This window comes from Actinotignum vesiculae, from assembly GCF_051267215.1.
GTDB lineage: Bacteria > Actinomycetota > Actinomycetes > Actinomycetales > Actinomycetaceae > Actinotignum > Actinotignum schaalii.
In genome coordinates this window covers 75,887-92,268 of the sequence record NZ_JBOZGG010000001.1, presented here as the reverse complement: position 1 = coordinate 92,268, position 16,382 = coordinate 75,887, and the positions used below count along the sequence as shown (strand labels likewise).

Sequence of the window (16,382 nt, the reverse complement as noted above, 5' to 3'; positions counted from 1 at the left end):
CCTTTTCGGTGTGAGTGCCCACTCCGGCTCCGGCCGCATCCGAATGCCCGCAGCTTAGCGGCCGCGGCGCCGGTCGCGTTGCGTATAGTCACGCAGCGCGCGCAAAAAATCCACGCGCCGGAAATCCGGCCAGTAGGTTTCGCAGAAATACAGTTCCGTATGGACCGACTGCCAGAGCATAAAGCCGCTCATGCGCTGCTCCCCGCTCGTGCGAATCACCAAATCCGGATCGGGCTGGCCGCGGGTGTAAAGATGATCGGTAATATCCGCGAGGGAAAAATCTTCCGCGACCTCCGCGAGGCTACGCCCGGCTTCCGCCTCATCGCGCAGGTAGGAACGCACCGCGTCGGTAATTTCTTGGCGCCCGCCGTAACCCACCGCAATATTCACATGTAAACCGCGGCAAGATTCAGTGCTCGCCGCGGCGGCACGCAGGCGCTGGGCGTACTCCTCAGGAAGAAGATCAAGATTACCCACCGCGACCAGCCGGAAACGACCCGAGCGCGCCAGATTTTCAACAGTTTCACAAATGATGGTGAGCAGCGGGCCTACTTCTTCGGCCGCCCGGGAGAGATTATCAGTGGAGAGCAGCCACAGAGTAACCACCTCGATGCCGGCATCTTCGCACCAGCCGAGCACCTCGGCGATGCGCTCGGCCCCGGCTCGATGCCCGAACGTGGCAGATTCACCCAGCTCACGCGCCCAACGCCGATTGCCATCCAACATAATGGCCACGTGCTGCGGCATGCGTTTGCCGGCCAGCTCCCGCACCAAGCGGCGTTCGTATGCGGCGTAGAGCCATGATGACATCCCCACGCTGTCTCCCTCCCTCGTTCTAGCCGATCCGGCCCGAGCCACGCCGGCCCGACCCACGCCGATCTAAGCCGCGCCCTGCCGGGGCCGCGGCAACCCGAACCGCGCCGGCCCGAACCGCGGCAACCTGAGCCACCCTATGCCAAGGCCGCGCCGATCACGCGCCACGGCTAGATACCTAACCGTTTAACTGTAGCCCGCCCATCCTGAGCGAACAGGAAAAGATACCCGGAAAATACTCAGGCAAGCAGCGTACACTTGCGCCAGCGGCTCAGACCGGTGCGGGGAACCGGAGCCACACGTCCCGTTTCGCCCACCGCCGCGTTGTGCCGGCCTGCGGAGACCCCGGAGGCATCACCGATCACGTGGGGAGCACCATGACCCGTCTTTGTCACGCCACTAGCGAACGCCACCGCGGTAGTGATTCCCCCGCGCCTCGCGGTGAGACTCGCGGTGAGAAGAAAACCGGCGCATCGAACGCCGGGGCGGCACAGCCCGCGGTAGCGCGGTCCAGCGCACCCAGCGCTCGGCGGCGCCTGCCCGCATCGGCGCTACCGAAACCAGTATTGCGCGGCTGGCAGCACGCCATTATTGCCCCGCTCGCGCTGGCGAATATGATCGTCCAGATTGTTTTTGCACCCACCGCCGCGCTCACCATCGGAGTCATTGTGTTCGGGCTGAGTGCCGTGGTGCTCTTCGGGCATTCCGCGGTGTATCACCTGGGATCCTGGGGGCCGAAAGTCCACGCGATCCTGCGCCGCCTGGATCACTCGAATATTTTCCTGCTCATTGCCGGAACATACACTCCGCTCTCCCTCGCCCTGCTGCCGGGCAGTACCGCCGCCCTGGTGCTGGCCATTGTGTGGGGCGGGGCGCTCGGCGGGATCGCGCTCTCTAATTTCTGGCCGGCCGCCCCGCGCTGGCTGTATGTTCCCCTCTATATTGCGCTCGGGTGGGTGGCCATCTGGTTCCTCCCGGATATGTGGGAGGCCGGCGGCCCAGGCATCGTTTGGCTCATTATTGCCGGCGGAATCTGCTACACGGTAGGGGCACTCGCCTACGCTTTCCGCTGGCCCAATCCCTGGCCGCGTACCTGGGGATTCCACGAATTCTTCCACTCCGGAACAGTGGCCGGCTATGCCTGCCACGCGGTAGCGGTCTGGCTCACCCTCTTCGCCGTCGCCTAACGAGCGCGCGCCGCGCTCAGTCAGCTCAGAGCTCAACGCGCTGGGCACTCCCCAGCTTGCATGACTACCAAGACCACTTGGCCGGTCCCGCGGCCCGGAGGGCCGCGGCGGCGTCGTACCCCTCCTTTAGACTGGTACCCAGCACCACACGAAAACGGCAACGCACAGGAGCGAAGATGAGCAAAAAGAAGAACCCGGAGGCGCGTGAGCACGCGGGAACCTGGACCACGGCGCCCGGGATTGCGCTGCGAGTCCGGGAGGGTTTTCAGATAGCGTCCGTTGCTACCGGTTCCACGCCGGGCTGGCACGGGGATAAAAAGGCCGGGAAAACCGCCATGAAGGAACGTGGGAAGCTGCTGGCTGAGCTGCAAGAACGTCTCTATGCTGAGGCTCGCCAGGGAGGTGAGCGGCGGGTGCTGCTCGTGGTGCAGGGCATGGACACCGCCGGGAAGGGCGGAATTTGCCGGCATGTGCTCGGGATGGTTGATCCGCAGGGCGTGCACCTGCGCTCTTTCGGGGTGCCCACCGCGGAGGAGCTGTCTCACGATTTTCTGTGGCGGATCCGGCGCGCGCTACCGCCGGCCGGTATGATCGGGGTTTTTGACCGCTCGCATTACGAGGATGTGCTGGTCGGGAAGGTCGATGAGCTCGCCACGCCCGCGGAAATTGAGGAGCGCTACGAAAAAATCAATGAGTTCGAGCGGGAGCTGGTGGGCGCGGGCTATACGCTCGTCAAGGTGGCGCTGCTTATCGGCTACGAGGAGCAGGGGCTGCGGCTGCTGCGCCGGTTGGCGCGCCGCGATAAACACTGGAAGTATTCGCCCTCCGATGTGGAGGCGCGCGCCCAGTGGCCTGCCTATATGGATGCCTACCAGGCCATGTTCGAGCGCACCTCCACGGAATACGCGCCGTGGTATGCGGTGCCGGCGGATCGCAAATGGTTCGCGCGGCTCGCGGTGACCGAGCTCCTTGCCCAGGCGCTCGCCCGGTTGGCCCCACGCTGGCCGGAGGTCCGTTGGGATCCGCGCGCCCAGGCCGAGCAGGTGCTGGCCACCATGCCGCGGCACACCGCGCAACTCTCCGCGGACGAACTGCGCCAGGAAGCGGAGGAAGTTGCCGCCGAATCCGAGGACTACCGAAATGGCGTGGAAATGCTTATCACCCGGGACGCCCGCAAGGACGCCGGGGAGCGGGTCGGGAACGGGCAGTAGCTACCGGTACCGCGCCGCAGCCTGCTCTTCGCTTTCCAGCCCGGGCACCCGCGCGAATAGATCCGTCTCGCCCTCCGCGGGCGCCGGGCCCACGGTGGAAGCCGCAAGGTAGAAGTCCTCATGCGGCCACACCTGCGCCTCCAGATCCCGCGGCGCCGCGAAGAACAGCCCGTTCGGGTCAATTTGGGAGGCGTGCGCGCGCATGGCCGCGTCGCGCTGCGGAAAATATGCGACGACGCCGACCCGCGTGCTTGCGGCATGCCGCGGGCGCGGGAATTGCGCGGCCTCTTTCAGCCATTCCGTAAAGGGGCTGGTGCGGCCGGCGGCAAGGATCGCTTCGTGCAAGGTGGTGAGCCGGGTGAAAGAAAGATTGGCGTCGTAATACAGCTTGGACACCTGCCAGGGCTCGCCCAGCTCCGGCCAGCACGGCTCCCCCGCCAGCCGCACCGCCGCGAGGGTGGCGGTGTGAGTGCGCAGGTGATCGGGATGCGGGTAGCCACCGTTTTCGTCATAGGTGGTCACCACCTGGGGGCGGAACTCGCGGATCTGAGCCACGAGGGCGCGGTGTACATCCGCGTCCGCGGCCCGGGCGAAACTATCGGCGGGGAGCTCCGCATCCGGGTAGCCCTCGGGCAGCCCGGAATCCACAAAGCCGAGGAAAACGTGCTCAATGCCGAGGATACGGGCAGCGGCGGCCATTTCTTCCCGGCGTAGCTGTGCCATGGTGCGCCCGGCCAGAGCTGCGTCGTCGAATAAAGGATTGAGGATATCCCCGCGTTCCCCGCCCGTGCAGGTGACCACCCGTACCCGGCCGAGGCGGGCGTATTTCGCCATGGTTGCCGCGCCTTTCGATGATTCGTCATCCGGGTGGGCGTGGACGCAGAGGAGGCGGCGTTCGTCCATCATCCTTCTCCTTCCGCAGCTGGCGCTCTTCCGCAGCTGGCGCTGGCACTTATCGCGCTACTCTACCAAGGAGGCCCGCGCGCTGCCCCGCGATGGTAGCGGAGTGGAACGCGGCCCCCGCCGGCAGAAAATCCAGGGGGAATGTTGCATCGCCCGGAAGGCTGGTATGCTTAGCCGGAGAAACATGCCTGTCAGGGCATGAATTTTTTTATCCGAGTGGGGCGTCCCACCCGCGCCCAGCGCTCGGGCCCCCGCAACCGCATCGCCGCACGAAGGCGTGCCGAGCTGCGCCGCGCGAGCGCGGGCTCATAACAGAATGACCAACCGGGCAGGTGCGCGGAGCGCCCGCCCGCCATGACGAGAAAGAGAAGAGATGTCTGAAAACACCAAGGGGGCTTGGCTCTCCCCCGAAACGTACGAGCACCTCAAGGCCGAACTCAATGACATGATTACCGTGCAGCGCGCGGAGATCGCCAAGAAGATCGAAGCGGCACGCTCGGAGGGCGATCTGCGGGAGAATGGCGGCTACCAGGCGGCGCGCGAAGAGCAGTCGAAGCTGGAGGGGCGGATCGTGGAGCTGACCGCGCTGCTGGAAAACGCCCACGTATCCGAGCCGCCCTCGGGCGATGAGGTGGCTTCCGGCACGGTTGTGACGGCCACGATTGGCGGGATGGAAGAAACCTTCCTCCTCGGTTCGCGCGAAGCCGCGGATATTGTGGGGATGGAAGTGTATCCGGAAAGCGCGCCGCTCGGGCAGGCCATCCTGGGCCTGAAGAAGGGTGAGAAAACCACCTTCAAGAACCGCTTGGGCCGCCCCGTCAAGGTGGAAATCCTCGATATCAAGCCCTACGAAGGCTAGAAGGCCAGAACGCTAGGGAGCCACGCGAAAGCGCAAACTGAGCGGCGGCGCAAACTGAGCGAGGCGCATGCCAAGTGAGAACTGAGGCGAGAGCTAAGGAGCTGATCGTGAATCTATCTGCTACCCCCGCGCTGCCGGGCCGGCCCGATCCGATTAATCCGAATCCGGCGCCGCATGTTGTTCTAGGGACGCCCGTCCTTGCCGAACCCGGACCGGGCGAAGAGCTCATCTACCTGGCCTCGGGGTGTTTTTGGGGCGCGGAAAAGCTGGCCTGGGAGGCTGGCGCGCTGAGCACCGCGGTCGGCTACATGGGCGGCACCAGGCCGAATCCCACCTACGCGGAGGTGTGCACGGGCCGCACCGGGCACGCGGAAACGGTGCGGGTGGTTTTTGATCCGCGCGAGCTTCCGCTGGAGAAGTTGCTTCAGCTTTTCTTCGAGTCCCATGACCCCACCTCGCTGAACCGGCAGGGAAACGACGTGGGCACCCAGTATCGCAGCGCTATTTTTACGACGACGGACACCCAGGAGCGCACCGCCCGGGCCATGATCGCTGCTTATGAAGATGTGCTTCGCCAGGCGGGGCGCGGCGCCATTGTCACGGAAGTGGTGCCGGCGCTGGCTGCCGGGCCTTTCTACCTGGCCGAAGAAGAGCACCAGGGGTATCTCCATAAGGTGCCCAACGGCTACCAATGCCATGCGCGCACCGGGATCGCCTGCCCGCTCCCGGGAGCTGGCCCGCTCGGCTAACAGCCCCGCAGCCGGCAGCTCGGCTAGCGCGGGCGATAGAGCTACGGCCGGCGCATAGCGCTACCGGGCCGGGCCATCCCCCGGACTCACGCCATCCGGAAACCACGAAGGCCGGGACGGAGAAACATCCGTCCCGGCCTTCGTTCTAGCTATCAGCCTTGGTTACGCAGCACTGCCAGTTCCCCGGCGCTAATCCTGCCCGCGGCACTGGCTAGTTCCGCGATTCTTTTAGTTCCGCGAGGAGGCAGCCAAGTAGGCCACGATGCGCAGCACTTCGAGGTAGATCCACAGCACTGTCATGACGATGCCGAAAGCTGCCGTCCACGCGAATTCCTTCGGGGCGTGGCGTTCCACCGCGAGCTTGGCGGTTTCCAGATCGGAGATGAGCACGTAGCCGGCCACCGCGATCATGACCAGCCCGAGGATGATCCCCAGGTGGAAGCCACCCACCGTAATATTGCGCAGCGAGTTGGTCACGCCGGTCAGCATGAGAATGAGATTGACGAAACCGAAGATAATGTAGGCGATCATAATGGTGAGGACCACTCGCCGGCCCTTGGCCGTGGTGCGAACCTTCCCGGACATGTGGAGGAACACCGCCACGCCCACCACAATCGCGGTACCCAGAATCGCCTGGAAGGCCACCCCCGGGTAGAGCGTGTCAAAAGCATTGGTGATCGCACCGAGGGCCACACCCTGGAAGAGGGAGTAGGCAATGGAGATACCCGGGCCGACCATCGGGCGCCAGGCCCCGAACATGCCAACCGCGAACGCGATGAGGGAAGCCGGGATCGCGAGCATCATCGCCGAATCCAGCGGCACGAAGAGCATGGTGGCCGCGCCGGCAACAATGGAGACCGCCAGCAGAATCGCGGTTTTCACCATGGCATCGTCGTAGGTCATGGTGGCGGTAGCCGGAGCCCCGAAAGCACCGGGCTGGCCGTAGCCGCCCGCGTACTGGTCATAGCCCTGCTGCGGATAAGCCTGGCCAGAGCCCTGCTGATCGAAGCCGTACTGGTTGTACCAGCCGGGCTGCTCCGTACCGTAGCCGCTCGGCTGTTCATAAACACCCGGGCCGGCCTGGTAACCCTGGCGCGGTTCCGTTGCAATATTGCCACCGCGGAACTGCTGGTTCGGTGTGGCAGCACCCTTGCGGAAATACGGGTTGTTACTCATCACGGGATTCGACAAAATACCCTCCTGTATTGTGGTGGACCGCCGGATAGGCGGCCCGCCTACTGTCAGACGCGACCATCGTCCGGTTAGCATCCAGGTCATGTACAAACTTGGTTATAACTCGTCCAATATCGTCTCCAGGGTTATTCTCAAGCCCCTGCCTGAATTTTTCCTGAAAGACTTCTCGGTTTCCACAATCAGTACCCCCGGACGGACTCGAACCGACACTGAACCGATTTTAAGTCGGGTGCCTCTGCCAATTGGGCTACGGGGGCTGAACATGCGAGCCCAGCTCGGCCCGTATGAACATCCCTAGAATACTACCTTGTCGCGCCACCCTGTAGAGTAGGAGGGATCCTAAGCGCGTCGCTTCACCGGCTTTACCTGCGTCGAGGGCCGCCCGCCGGTAGCTGCGCCGTCGTACCACCAAAACCTGGGCAGACAGAATCGAGAGGGAATGACACAGCGCGAGAACCGCGACACCACCGCGCACGAATCCACCACTGCCGAAAGCGCCGAAACTCCGGAAACCGGAACCTCGCCGGAAACCGTCACGGCTCCGGAAACCACCGCGCAAACCGAGCAGCGCAAGCTCCGCACGGGGCTGCGCCGGGTGGGGAAACTCGCCGCGCCGGTCACCCGCTACAGCCAGGCGCTGCGCAATGAATCTTTCGCGGGGCTGGTGCTGGTTATTTCCGCGCTCGTGGCGCTCATCTGGGCAAATTCCCCGGGCCGCGATACCTATTTCGCGCTGGCCGCCACAAAAATCGGCCCGGAAAGTTTGGGGCTCCACCTGGATCTAGCGCACTGGGCCGCGGATTTCGTGCTCGCGCTTTTCTTCTTCGTGGTCGGCATGGAACTCAAGCAGGAATTCACCATCGGCTCTCTCAACGACCCGCGCAAAGCGGCCCTGCCGGTGCTGGCCGCGCTCACCGGCATGCTCGGTCCCATCGGGGTGTATTGCGCCACCCAGGCGATTTCCGGCGCGCATATTTATGACGGCTGGGCCATTCCGGTGGCCACCGATATCGCTTTTGCGCTCGGCGTGCTGGCGCTGGTGGGTAAAGGGCTGCCGAAAGCCGCCGGTATTTTCCTTATGACGCTCGCGGTGGCCGACGACCTGGGCGGAATTATCGTCATCGCAATTTTCTTCTCCGACGGCGTGAATTTCCTTTTCCTGGGCGCCGGCCTGCTGGTGGCGGCCGTGTTCGGCCTGCTGTGCTGGAAAGGCTGGAACCGCTGGTGGCTGCTGTGGCCGCTGGCGCTGGTGTGCTGGTATTGCTTCTTCCGCGCCGGCGTGCACGCCACAATTTCCGCGGTGGTCCTCGGTTTCATGATCCCCACCTCCACCACCGACGCGGACGACACCCCGCTCACGGAACGCTATAGCGAACGGCTGATTTTCTGGTCGGCCGGGATTGCGCTGCCGATTTTCGCCTTCTTCGCCGCGGGCGTGAATATTACCGAGGCCGGCGGGATCACCGCGCTGCTCGCCGACCCGGTCGCTATCGGCATCTACCTGGGCCTCCCGCTGGGCAAATGCATCGGTATTTTCTGCGGCACCTGGCTTTTCGTAAAAGTTTTCCGCCTCAAATTGGGCGAGGGCCTGCACCTGGGCGATATTTTTCCCATGTCAATCCTGGCCGGCATCGGCTTCACGGTCTCGCTGCTTATCGCGCAGCTCTCCTTCGCACCCACCGACCCGCACGAAGCCCACGCGCGCGTGGGGGTACTCCTCGGCACGCTACTTTCTGTGATTCTCGGGGCGCTCGCTACCCGGATCCGGGTGCGGCACCACCGCGCTTCCGGTACCTTGCACGACGACGCCGCCCGCGGCAGCGCGGACTCGGCCGCCTAAACGGCGGGTCGGGCGGGAGGCTGGGGTTCCCGAGCTGCCCAGAGAGCCAGGCCGTCAAGGATGTCGTGTTCCGAGGTGGTGATGGTGGCGAGCGGGCGGCCGGCGGCGGCGCGACGCTGGGCGATGCGACGTACCACTTCTTGCCAGACCAGCGCCCCGGCTCCGATCACGGGGGCACGCCCCGGGTGCATAAAGCCGAGCGCGGCGCGTTCTTCTAGGGGCGCATAAATAAACCAGTCGGTGACCTTCTCAATATCGGCGAGCGGCATCGCGGTGCCGTGCACGGCCGCCGAATCGTAGGTCTCCAGGCCCAGCCAGGTGGCGGTTACCGAGGTGACGGTGCCGGCCACCCCGACCACCTCTTCGGCCTGGCCGAGGGGAACGTGCTTTTCTGCTTCATCCAAGGCCGCGCGGATATCGGCGCGGGCGTTTTCTAGTTCGGCCGGGGTGGGCGGATCGTGGCGCAGGTGGCGTTCGCGCATCCGCACCGAGCCAATATCCATGGAGTGGCTGGCGATCACGCTGCCGTCCGCGCGCCCGAGCACGAGTTCGGTGGAGCCCCCGCCCAGGTCAATGAGGAGCACTGGGGAGGCCGGCGAACTCAGCGCAGAGATCGCGCCGGAGAAAGAGGTCTGGGCTTCTTGGGTGCCGGTGAGCACCTGGGGGCGCACCCCGAGCCGGGCCACGACCCCATCGAGGAAATCCGCCCGGTTGGAGGCATCGCGGGTGGCGGAGGTGGCGGCGAAACGAATGGAGGTCACTCCCGCTTCCCGGCACAGGCGCGCGTATATATCAACCTGGTTGAGGGTACGCTCAAGGGCTTCGGGGGCGAAGTGCCCGGTGGCATCCACGCCCTGGCCTAGATACACAATTTCCATCTGGCGAGTGATATCGCTCAGGGAACTGCCATCTTTTCCGGGAACGTCGGCGATGAGGAGGCGGATGGAATTGGTGCCGCAATCGATGCCGGCAACCCGCTGCGAAGGCGCGGTAGGAGTGGAGGTAGCTGAAACCGCCATGGTCGGTTCTATGTCCTTTCTAGTGTGCTGCCGCGCTGGTTTCATCATCGCGGGAATTAGGCACGTCCTCGCAGTGGCAGGTGGTGCCATCCCAACCGACGAGGTCAAGGGCACGATCCCCCAGCGGGCATACTCCCCGCCCCGCGCTCAGCGCGTAGCCGGCCAGCGCGTGCAGGCATTTAACCCGTTCGGGCATGCCCCCGGCGGATACCCCGGCAATTTCCGGGACCTCGCCGAGCAGGGAGCGGCGCGCTATATAGGATTCGTGGGCGGCCTGGTGGGCGGCCCGCAGTGCGGCGTCGTCGGATAAAGCAGCGGTCATGGTGGCCATTTCCCCGCGTGCTTCCAGGCGAGAAATTTCTTTGACCAGGTAGGGCAGGCACAGGTAGAAGAGGGTCGGGAAAGGTTCGCCGTGGCCGAGGCGCGGCAGGGTGATGGTGACCGCGGGGCGGCCGCAGGCGCAGCGTGCCCCGATGCCGACGAGGCCGCGTGGGACGCGCCCGAGCTGGGCGGCTACCTCGGCGCGGTCGGTGGGGCGCAGCGGGGTGGCGTTCGCGGCGATGCGGGTGAGGAGCTCGGGGGTGACATCGCGCTCGGTGAGGACGTCGGTCATGCTTATTCTCCTTCGGGGGCGGGCGCGGTATCTTGGGCGGGCGCAGTATCTTGGGCAGGCGCGGTATCGGGGGCCGGGTTGGCGGCGTCTTCCGGCGCGGGTTCTTCTGCGGGCGGTTCGGCTGGTTGTTCGGCTGGTTGTTCTACCGGCGCGGGAGCCGAGCCGTCCGCAGGGGTTTCGCCTTCCGGCTGCGTGGCGTTATCCGGTTGCGGCGTGGGCGGTGTATACATCGGGGCTTCGTCCGGGTTATCGATCTGCCCGTCCACGGAATTACCCGCGATGGTGATGGAATCCCAGCCGGTAATGTACCACGGGGTATTCGCGCGGCGTTCCCGATTGACGGTGGCGACGCGTTCTTCCAGCTGCTCCTGGGCGGTGCCCTCATTCGGGTCCGCGCCCACGAAGAGCCGCTGGCCGGGAACAACGTAGCCGAGCCGCACCCGGGCCTGGGCCCGCACGTAATCCGGGTCGTTCCACAGGGCTTTTTCCACTTCGAGTTCACGGGTGTGCTGCTGCACATTTTCCAGCTCCGCGCGCACCGCCCGCAATTCGTGCTGCTGTTCTGAGAAACGCGAAACCGTGGGAGTCACAATAATAATGGCGAGGATCGCGAAAAGCGCGATGGCCACCGCTCGCAAACTCACGGTGTGCTGGCGTTGGCCGGATTCCACTTTTATGGCGCGGCGCTGACCTTTTCGCCCGGCTTTGTTCCCCCGCGAACCGCCCTGCCCGGAATGGCTGGTCTTATCCGAGCGGTTAATGGTGGCTTGGCGCTGATTGCCGCCCTGCCACGGCTTTCCTCCGGTGCGGGGCTTGGTTCCGGGCCGCGGGGCCGCCCCCGGGCGTGATGACGTTTCACTGCGGTAAGCAGCCCCGGCGCGAGCCGGGGAGCTGGCTGAACGAGGAGCTGAGTGAGGTGATCGAGCTGTGCGGGCTGAGGGAGCCGAGCGAGTCACGCGATCCGAGTGAACTGAGCGCGCCTGCGCATCGCCGCCCGCTCCCCTACCGGGTCGCTTCGGTTTCCGACTACCTGCTTTACCGCGCGGCATGAGGTCGGATGCTTTTCGCGGGGTACCACTTGAGCGGGGGTTTGCCGCAGTGTCCCGGGAATTCAGCGCCGCGTCTCGGGGGCGCAGCGCAGCATCACGACGGCTCGCCTTATTTCCTTGGTTCGCCTCAAATCTTTGATTTCCCTGTGTTCCGCGCGCGGAGATGCGGCGGTTGCGCTCGGGGCGCGAGGGGGGACGGCGAACACTCATGGCTACCAGTCTAGGCGCCTGGCATCACCGCCCGCGAATAGGGCGCGCCCCCGCCAAGTTCACAAAATGCATCCGGGTGACCGAGTCCCTCACAGGATGCAACCACACGACATCAAACCAATTTCTTAACGTAGTTGCCGTTGCACTTTGATTTCGACAAGCCTCAGCGACCAGCCCGCGCGAATCTCACGAGCCTTACGAACCTCAATAGTCACACCAGCACCTGGGGAGGGGGCATGTGTTGTCCGCGCTGTAGTGCATATGTCGTACATGCGAAGTACACCTCGGAAAAAGCACCCCGCCTCCCGCCGGGGCGGTGAACCGGCGGGAGCCAAAGTGTGTATTCCAGACAGTGCATCCCGTGTAGTGTGCGTATGGAACACGAAATCGCTCCGAAACGGTGCTCTTACGCACACTTCACTTCGGGACCGCCGGGGCTAACCCGCTGACACCCGCCGCTACCCAACAAAGTGGTACTCCACGACAGCGGAACGAACAGAGTGGTACTGCACGACAAAAAATCGGGTGTTGGCTGTAGCTCCAGTACCACTTTGTGAACCGGCCCGATGATAGGCGGTCAGTTCTGCCGAGGGTTCACAAAAAGCACCCCCGAGTGTCCTATAGGCCCCCTTGACATCGCGGCTTACAAAAAGCGACTGGCCGCACACCCGCCCCCATAACAAAGCGCCGCCCCTTCCCCGAAGGGAAAGAGCGGCGCTCAGCGCTATCCGTGGGCCAGCAGCCCTATTATCAGCAAGCAGCGCGCTAGAAGCGAACCGGAAAACCGGCCACCCAGCTACTCGCCACCGGCTACCTGTTACCCAGCTAGCCAGCCCGGAGCTTCCAGAACCTTAGGCCTTGAAGCGCGGGAAAGCAGCGCGACCGGCGTAGACTGCGTCTTCACCGAGTTCGTCTTCGATGCGCAGCAGCTGGTTGTACTTGTTGATGCGCTCGCCACGGGCCGGAGCACCGGTCTTGAGCTGGCCGGAGTTGGTGGCCACCGCGAGATCCGCAATCGTGGTGTCCTCGGTTTCGCCGGAGCGGTGCGAGGTCATCGTGCGGAAACCGTTGCGGTGCGCAAGCTCCACGGCTTCGAGGGTTTCGGTCAGCGAACCGATCTGGTTCACCTTCACCAGGAGCGCGTTCGCGGCCTTGGTTTCGATGCCCTTCTGGAGGCGGGTGGGGTTGGTGACGAAGAGGTCGTCGCCAACGATCTGGACGCGGTCACCGATTTCGGAGGTGAGCTTCTTCCAGGCGTCCCATTCGTCTTCCGAGAGCGGATCCTCGATGGACACGAGCGGGTACTTCTCCACGAGTTCTTCGTAGTAGGCGATCATTTCATCCGAGGACTTGGTGCCGCCCTCAAACTTGTAAACACCGTTCTCGAAGAATTCGGTGGCGGCAACGTCCAGGGCGAGACCGAAGTCCTTGCCCGGGGTGTAGCCGGCGCGCTCGATAGCTTCGACGATGAGATCCAGGGCTTCGGCGTTGGAATCCAGGTTGGGAGCGAAGCCGCCCTCATCGCCCAGGCCGGTGGCCAGGCCGCGTTCCTTGAGAACGCTCTTGAGGGTGTGGTACACCTCAGCACCCCAGCGCAGCGCTTCCTTGAAGGTTTCGGCGCCGATCGGGGCGATCATGAATTCCTGAATATCAACGTTGGAATCGGCGTGCGACCCACCGTTGAGGATGTTCATCATGGGAACGGGCAGGATGTGGGCGTTCGGGCCGCCAATGTAGTGGTAGAGCGGCAGGCCGGCCGATTCGGCGGCGGCGTGCGCCACGGCGAGGGACACACCCAGGATGGCGTTCGCGCCGAGCTTGCCCTTGTTATCCGTGCCGTCCAGGTCAATGAGCAGCGCGTCAAGAGCGCGCTGATCGTTGGCGTCCATGCCAATGATTTCCGGAGCGATGATTTCGTTCACCGCTTCCACTGCCTGCTCGACACCCTTACCGAGGTAACGACCCTTATCACCGTCACGCTTTTCCACGGCTTCAAAGGCGCCGGTGGACGCGCCGGAGGGAACCGATGCGCGCTTGTAGGTGCCATCATCCAGGACAACTTCAACCTCAACGGTGGGGTTGCCACGGGAGTCGAGAATTTCGCGGGCGTTAACTGCCTCAATGAATGCCACAGGTACTCCTTCATATAGACCGTGCCACATAGTTGTGGCTACCTGCGCGGAATATCCGCTGTTTCTATTGTCTCTCAAAACACCCGCGCGCGTCATGCTCAGACCGTGATTAACTCGGCGTTTTCGCCCTGAGCCGCGAAGATTTTCGCGCACTCGGGACTTTGGCACCGCGCGCGAACCGCCCGGGTGCTAACTAGCTCACGCACTTGCGCGGAGAGTTTAGTGCGCCGCGGTTTCTTCCGCCGCGCCATTAGGTACGACGACGCCGCCCGCCCCGCTTCCCTCCTCTTTCACCACCGAGGTCAGTACAGGGTAGGCCAAGAAGGCGATAAGCGCGGCAACCCCGGCCAGCTGGAAGGTAAAGATATCCATGAGCACCTTGACCACATAGGCCAGGCCAACCTTGACGGGATCCGCGGTGCCAGCGAGAAGATCAGTGAGCGGCTCCATGGCGGATGGCCCCGCAATCTGGAGGACAATCGCGATGACCAGCAGCACCCCCGCGACGCCGTACGTGCGCCGCGCAAAATTCTTGAGAAGATTCGGACTCACGTTCATCGTCATAACAACTCCTTTGTTGCGTTTTCCATCATTCTAAAGCAAAAAAAATGAAACGTCACTAGTTTTTCGAAAAGCGGGCCCGGCACGCGCTTGTCTGTCGCACGTGCCGGGCCCGCCCGAGCATCAGCTCATTTACTGGTCGCGTTTAGGCGGCACGACGACGCCGCACCGCGAGCGCCCCGCCGGCGAGCAGGGCACCGGAGAGGAGCGCCAAGGAGGCGGCTTCCGCACCGGTATTCGGGAGCTTCTTCGCCGACTTCTTCACTACGGTCTTGCCGGGCTTAGCAGGAGTAGCCGGTTTGGCGGATCCTGCCGGGGCCGGGTCCGCGGGAGCCGGCGCAGTAGGTTGCGCGGGCGCGGTCGGCTGGGAGGGCTGAGCCGGAGTAGTCGGCTGGGCCGGCTGCGTCGGTTCCGCAGGCTGCTCGGGTGCCGGGTCGGCCGGCGTGCATTCCTTGAGGGAAGCTACATTGTGCACGGCGCCACGCACGGTTGCCGCGTGTTCGGCAGTGATCTCAGTGAGTACGCCTTCGTCCACAACTGGCTTAAGCTTCTCCAGCGCCGCAGCGGTAGCTGCCTGAATATCGGCTTCGGCCTGGGTACGCGCGGCTTGCGGAGCGCAATCCAGCGCGGCCAGGGCCTTGAGCTGGGCGGCCTGTTCGGCTTCGATAGCGGCTTTCGCCTCGCCGAGCTTGGTAGCCCAGGCATCAAGGAGCGGAAGCACATGGGAGAAGGTATCGGCAGCGTAGTTATCCGGGGCAGCATCGAAAAGCTGCTGGGCAGCATTGCGCACCACCGGGTTCTGCAAGCCCGCGATGAGAGCAGCGGTATCAGCCTTGGCCTTGAGGGAGCCGGCCTTGCGGACTAGGTCACGCACCCGGTCCGAACTCTGCCCGTAAGTGGTTTTCACGCCATTGAATTCCTTTTCACCGGAGATAATCCAGCGCAGTTGCTCAAGGCGAGCATAATCGGCATCTCCAAGCGGGGTAATGGTGGCGGGATCAATATCCTTCCACCACGTCTTACCGGTCAGCTTCTCAGCTTCGGGGCGGTACGCGGTAGCTTCACGCAGGTAAGCAACGTCCTTCTTGAGTTGGGCGAGGGTCTCCGCATCAATATAGGAAACATCCCCGTTGAGCACCGCGTCACCGGCGATAATCATCTTCTCGTAAGCTTCGAGGTTCTGCAGCACAATAATGCCGTTGAGGCACTGGTTGAATTCCTTGCTCTTGCCCTGCTTGGCGAGGTCGATGCAGGAACGAATCTTCTGAACGACTTCGCTCTTATTTCCGGCCGCGGACTTCTGGAATTCTTCGTTGACCCGGCGATCCATTTCAGCAACGGTCTTGGCCGTCTTGGTTACTTCAACAATGGCCTTGTCCAGGTCGGATACCCCGTTGGAATAGGCATTCACATAGGCTTGCGCAGCCGCAACGAAGCGCTGATCCACATAGGCCTTGGAATAGTGAGAGGCCTGATTCTGCAGCGCACTGACCATCCAGGCATCGGCCTGCTCGGCCGGGGTAGCCCCCAGGGCTTCGTTAATCTTGCCCGCGGCGTAGTCGGCGGTGCTGGTATCAGCAGCGGCGGCATCTGCCGGCGCGCCCGCATCGCCAGCACCCGCAGCTCCGGCACCCGAAGAGGCATCTGAAGCAACCGGCGCGGTGGCTCCGTTCGGGCTCGTCGAATCCGCGAAAGCCGCGCCCGCACCGCCCAGCATCACCGTGCAGGCGGTCGCGGCAGCCACGACACCTCTGAGTACTTTCTTCATATTCTTCCTTACGCTAAGAGCAGCCACTCCACAGGGCCACCACCATCGGTGCCGTTGCGTCATCCCATATCTTGGATTTAGGCGCCCTTAACGAACATAAACACACGAGCACGCCAGCTTTCCACGCGGGTACCCGCAGCTCAGCCCATCTATTCCACCGCCACAACGTACGATTTAATTTATCAAATCATGACAGGATTGATAAAGGTACTTCAAAATCACAATCGTCACAAAGGCAAGCATGAAGGCAGGCCAGCGAGCCGGGAACACCGGC

Annotated in this window: 14 protein-coding genes and 1 tRNA gene; 5 read left to right on the top strand and 10 right to left on the bottom strand. The window is 63.7% G+C overall.

Translation table 11 applies throughout. The annotated features are described in order from the left end of the window. Positions 1 to 54 precede the first annotated feature (54 nt). Entirely contained in the window at positions 55 to 810 is a 756-nt protein-coding gene (locus tag ACRQHG_RS00385) for an isoprenyl transferase (protein ID WP_435713183.1), read from the bottom strand. A gap of 380 nt (positions 811 to 1,190) precedes the next feature. Here ACRQHG_RS00385 and trhA point away from each other — a divergent pair, with 380 nt between their 5' ends. Then, positions 1,191 to 2,000 (top strand): PAQR family membrane homeostasis protein TrhA, encoded by an 810-nt coding sequence (gene trhA / locus ACRQHG_RS00380; protein ID WP_435719305.1) that lies wholly within the window; start codon positions 1,191 to 1,193, stop codon positions 1,998 to 2,000. 176 nt (positions 2,001 to 2,176) lie between these two features. Then, positions 2,177 to 3,211, top strand: coding sequence for a PPK2 family polyphosphate kinase (locus tag ACRQHG_RS00375; RefSeq protein WP_435719304.1), 1,035 nt, complete (start codon positions 2,177 to 2,179; stop codon positions 3,209 to 3,211). Here the strand turns inward: ACRQHG_RS00375 and mca are convergent, their stop codons facing one another. Continuing rightward, positions 3,212 to 4,117, bottom strand: a complete 906-nt coding sequence (mca, locus tag ACRQHG_RS00370) for a mycothiol conjugate amidase Mca (protein WP_435719303.1) — start codon at positions 4,115 to 4,117, stop codon at positions 3,212 to 3,214. A gap of 370 nt (positions 4,118 to 4,487) precedes the next feature. Here mca and ACRQHG_RS00365 point away from each other — a divergent pair, with 370 nt between their 5' ends. Beyond that, positions 4,488 to 4,973, top strand: coding sequence for a GreA/GreB family elongation factor (locus ACRQHG_RS00365; protein ID WP_016443212.1), 486 nt, complete (start codon positions 4,488 to 4,490; stop codon positions 4,971 to 4,973). A gap of 107 nt (positions 4,974 to 5,080) precedes the next feature. Then, a complete protein-coding gene (gene msrA, locus ACRQHG_RS00360; RefSeq protein WP_435719302.1) occupies positions 5,081 to 5,722 on the top strand; it encodes a peptide-methionine (S)-S-oxide reductase MsrA in 642 nt (213 codons plus the stop codon). Between the two features lie 228 nt (positions 5,723 to 5,950). Here the strand turns inward: msrA and ACRQHG_RS00355 are convergent, their stop codons facing one another. Both ACRQHG_RS00355 and ACRQHG_RS00350 read right to left on the bottom strand, forming a co-directional pair. Continuing rightward, on the bottom strand, positions 5,951 to 6,898 hold the full coding sequence (locus ACRQHG_RS00355) for a Bax inhibitor-1/YccA family protein (RefSeq protein ID WP_435719301.1): 948 nt from the start codon (positions 6,896 to 6,898) through the stop codon (positions 5,951 to 5,953). 201 nt (positions 6,899 to 7,099) lie between these two features. After that, positions 7,100 to 7,173, bottom strand: a tRNA-Leu gene (locus ACRQHG_RS00350). A 182-nt stretch (positions 7,174 to 7,355) separates the two neighbouring features. On the opposite strand from ACRQHG_RS00350, the gene nhaA reads away from it, so the two are divergent. Next, positions 7,356 to 8,756 (top strand): Na+/H+ antiporter NhaA, encoded by a 1,401-nt coding sequence (nhaA, locus tag ACRQHG_RS00345; RefSeq protein ID WP_435719300.1) that lies wholly within the window; start codon positions 7,356 to 7,358, stop codon positions 8,754 to 8,756. Here the strand turns inward: nhaA and ACRQHG_RS00340 are convergent. The 6 genes from ACRQHG_RS00340 to ACRQHG_RS00315 form a co-directional block, all read right to left on the bottom strand. Further along, complete coding sequence (locus ACRQHG_RS00340; protein ID WP_435713106.1) at positions 8,753 to 9,775, bottom strand: Ppx/GppA phosphatase family protein; 1,023 nt, start codon at positions 9,773 to 9,775, stop codon at positions 8,753 to 8,755. The two genes, nhaA and ACRQHG_RS00340, sit on opposite strands and share 4 nt — an antisense overlap. A gap of 19 nt (positions 9,776 to 9,794) precedes the next feature. Next, positions 9,795 to 10,388, bottom strand: a complete 594-nt coding sequence (locus ACRQHG_RS00335; RefSeq protein ID WP_101595773.1) for a DUF501 domain-containing protein — start codon at positions 10,386 to 10,388, stop codon at positions 9,795 to 9,797. 2 nt (positions 10,389 to 10,390) lie between these two features. Further along, positions 10,391 to 11,344, bottom strand: coding sequence for an FtsB family cell division protein (locus tag ACRQHG_RS00330; RefSeq protein ID WP_435713107.1), 954 nt, complete (start codon positions 11,342 to 11,344; stop codon positions 10,391 to 10,393). Between the two features lie 1,154 nt (positions 11,345 to 12,498). Beyond that, complete coding sequence (eno, locus tag ACRQHG_RS00325; RefSeq protein WP_016443220.1) at positions 12,499 to 13,779, bottom strand: phosphopyruvate hydratase; 1,281 nt, start codon at positions 13,777 to 13,779, stop codon at positions 12,499 to 12,501. 219 nt (positions 13,780 to 13,998) lie between these two features. Beyond that, on the bottom strand, positions 13,999 to 14,343 hold the full coding sequence (locus ACRQHG_RS00320) for a hypothetical protein (RefSeq protein ID WP_435713108.1): 345 nt from the start codon (positions 14,341 to 14,343) through the stop codon (positions 13,999 to 14,001). Between the two features lie 142 nt (positions 14,344 to 14,485). Beyond that, entirely contained in the window at positions 14,486 to 16,108 is a 1,623-nt protein-coding gene (locus ACRQHG_RS00315; protein ID WP_435713109.1) for an LPXTG cell wall anchor domain-containing protein, read from the bottom strand. Between the last annotated feature and the right edge of the window lie 274 nt (positions 16,109 to 16,382).

What these genes read in the sequence shown, in the direction of transcription:
- ACRQHG_RS00385 (WP_435713183.1), bottom strand. Translation starts at nt 810, where the DNA reads ATGTCATCATGGCTCTACGCCGCATACGAACGCCGCTTGGTGCGGGAG.
- trhA (WP_435719305.1), top strand. Translation starts at nt 1,191, where the DNA reads ATGACCCGTCTTTGTCACGCCACTAGCGAACGCCACCGCGGTAGTGAT.
- ACRQHG_RS00375 (WP_435719304.1), top strand. Translation starts at nt 2,177, where the DNA reads ATGAGCAAAAAGAAGAACCCGGAGGCGCGTGAGCACGCGGGAACCTGG.
- mca (WP_435719303.1), bottom strand. Translation starts at nt 4,117, where the DNA reads ATGATGGACGAACGCCGCCTCCTCTGCGTCCACGCCCACCCGGATGAC.
- ACRQHG_RS00365 (WP_016443212.1), top strand. Translation starts at nt 4,488, where the DNA reads ATGTCTGAAAACACCAAGGGGGCTTGGCTCTCCCCCGAAACGTACGAG.
- ACRQHG_RS00355 (WP_435719301.1), bottom strand. Translation starts at nt 6,898, where the DNA reads ATGAGTAACAACCCGTATTTCCGCAAGGGTGCTGCCACACCGAACCAG.
- nhaA (WP_435719300.1), top strand. Translation starts at nt 7,356, where the DNA reads ATGACACAGCGCGAGAACCGCGACACCACCGCGCACGAATCCACCACT.
- ACRQHG_RS00340 (WP_435713106.1), bottom strand. Translation starts at nt 9,775, where the DNA reads ATGGCGGTTTCAGCTACCTCCACTCCTACCGCGCCTTCGCAGCGGGTT.
- ACRQHG_RS00335 (WP_101595773.1), bottom strand. Translation starts at nt 10,388, where the DNA reads ATGACCGACGTCCTCACCGAGCGCGATGTCACCCCCGAGCTCCTCACC.
- ACRQHG_RS00320 (WP_435713108.1), bottom strand. Translation starts at nt 14,343, where the DNA reads ATGACGATGAACGTGAGTCCGAATCTTCTCAAGAATTTTGCGCGGCGC.
- ACRQHG_RS00315 (WP_435713109.1), bottom strand. Translation starts at nt 16,108, where the DNA reads ATGAAGAAAGTACTCAGAGGTGTCGTGGCTGCCGCGACCGCCTGCACG.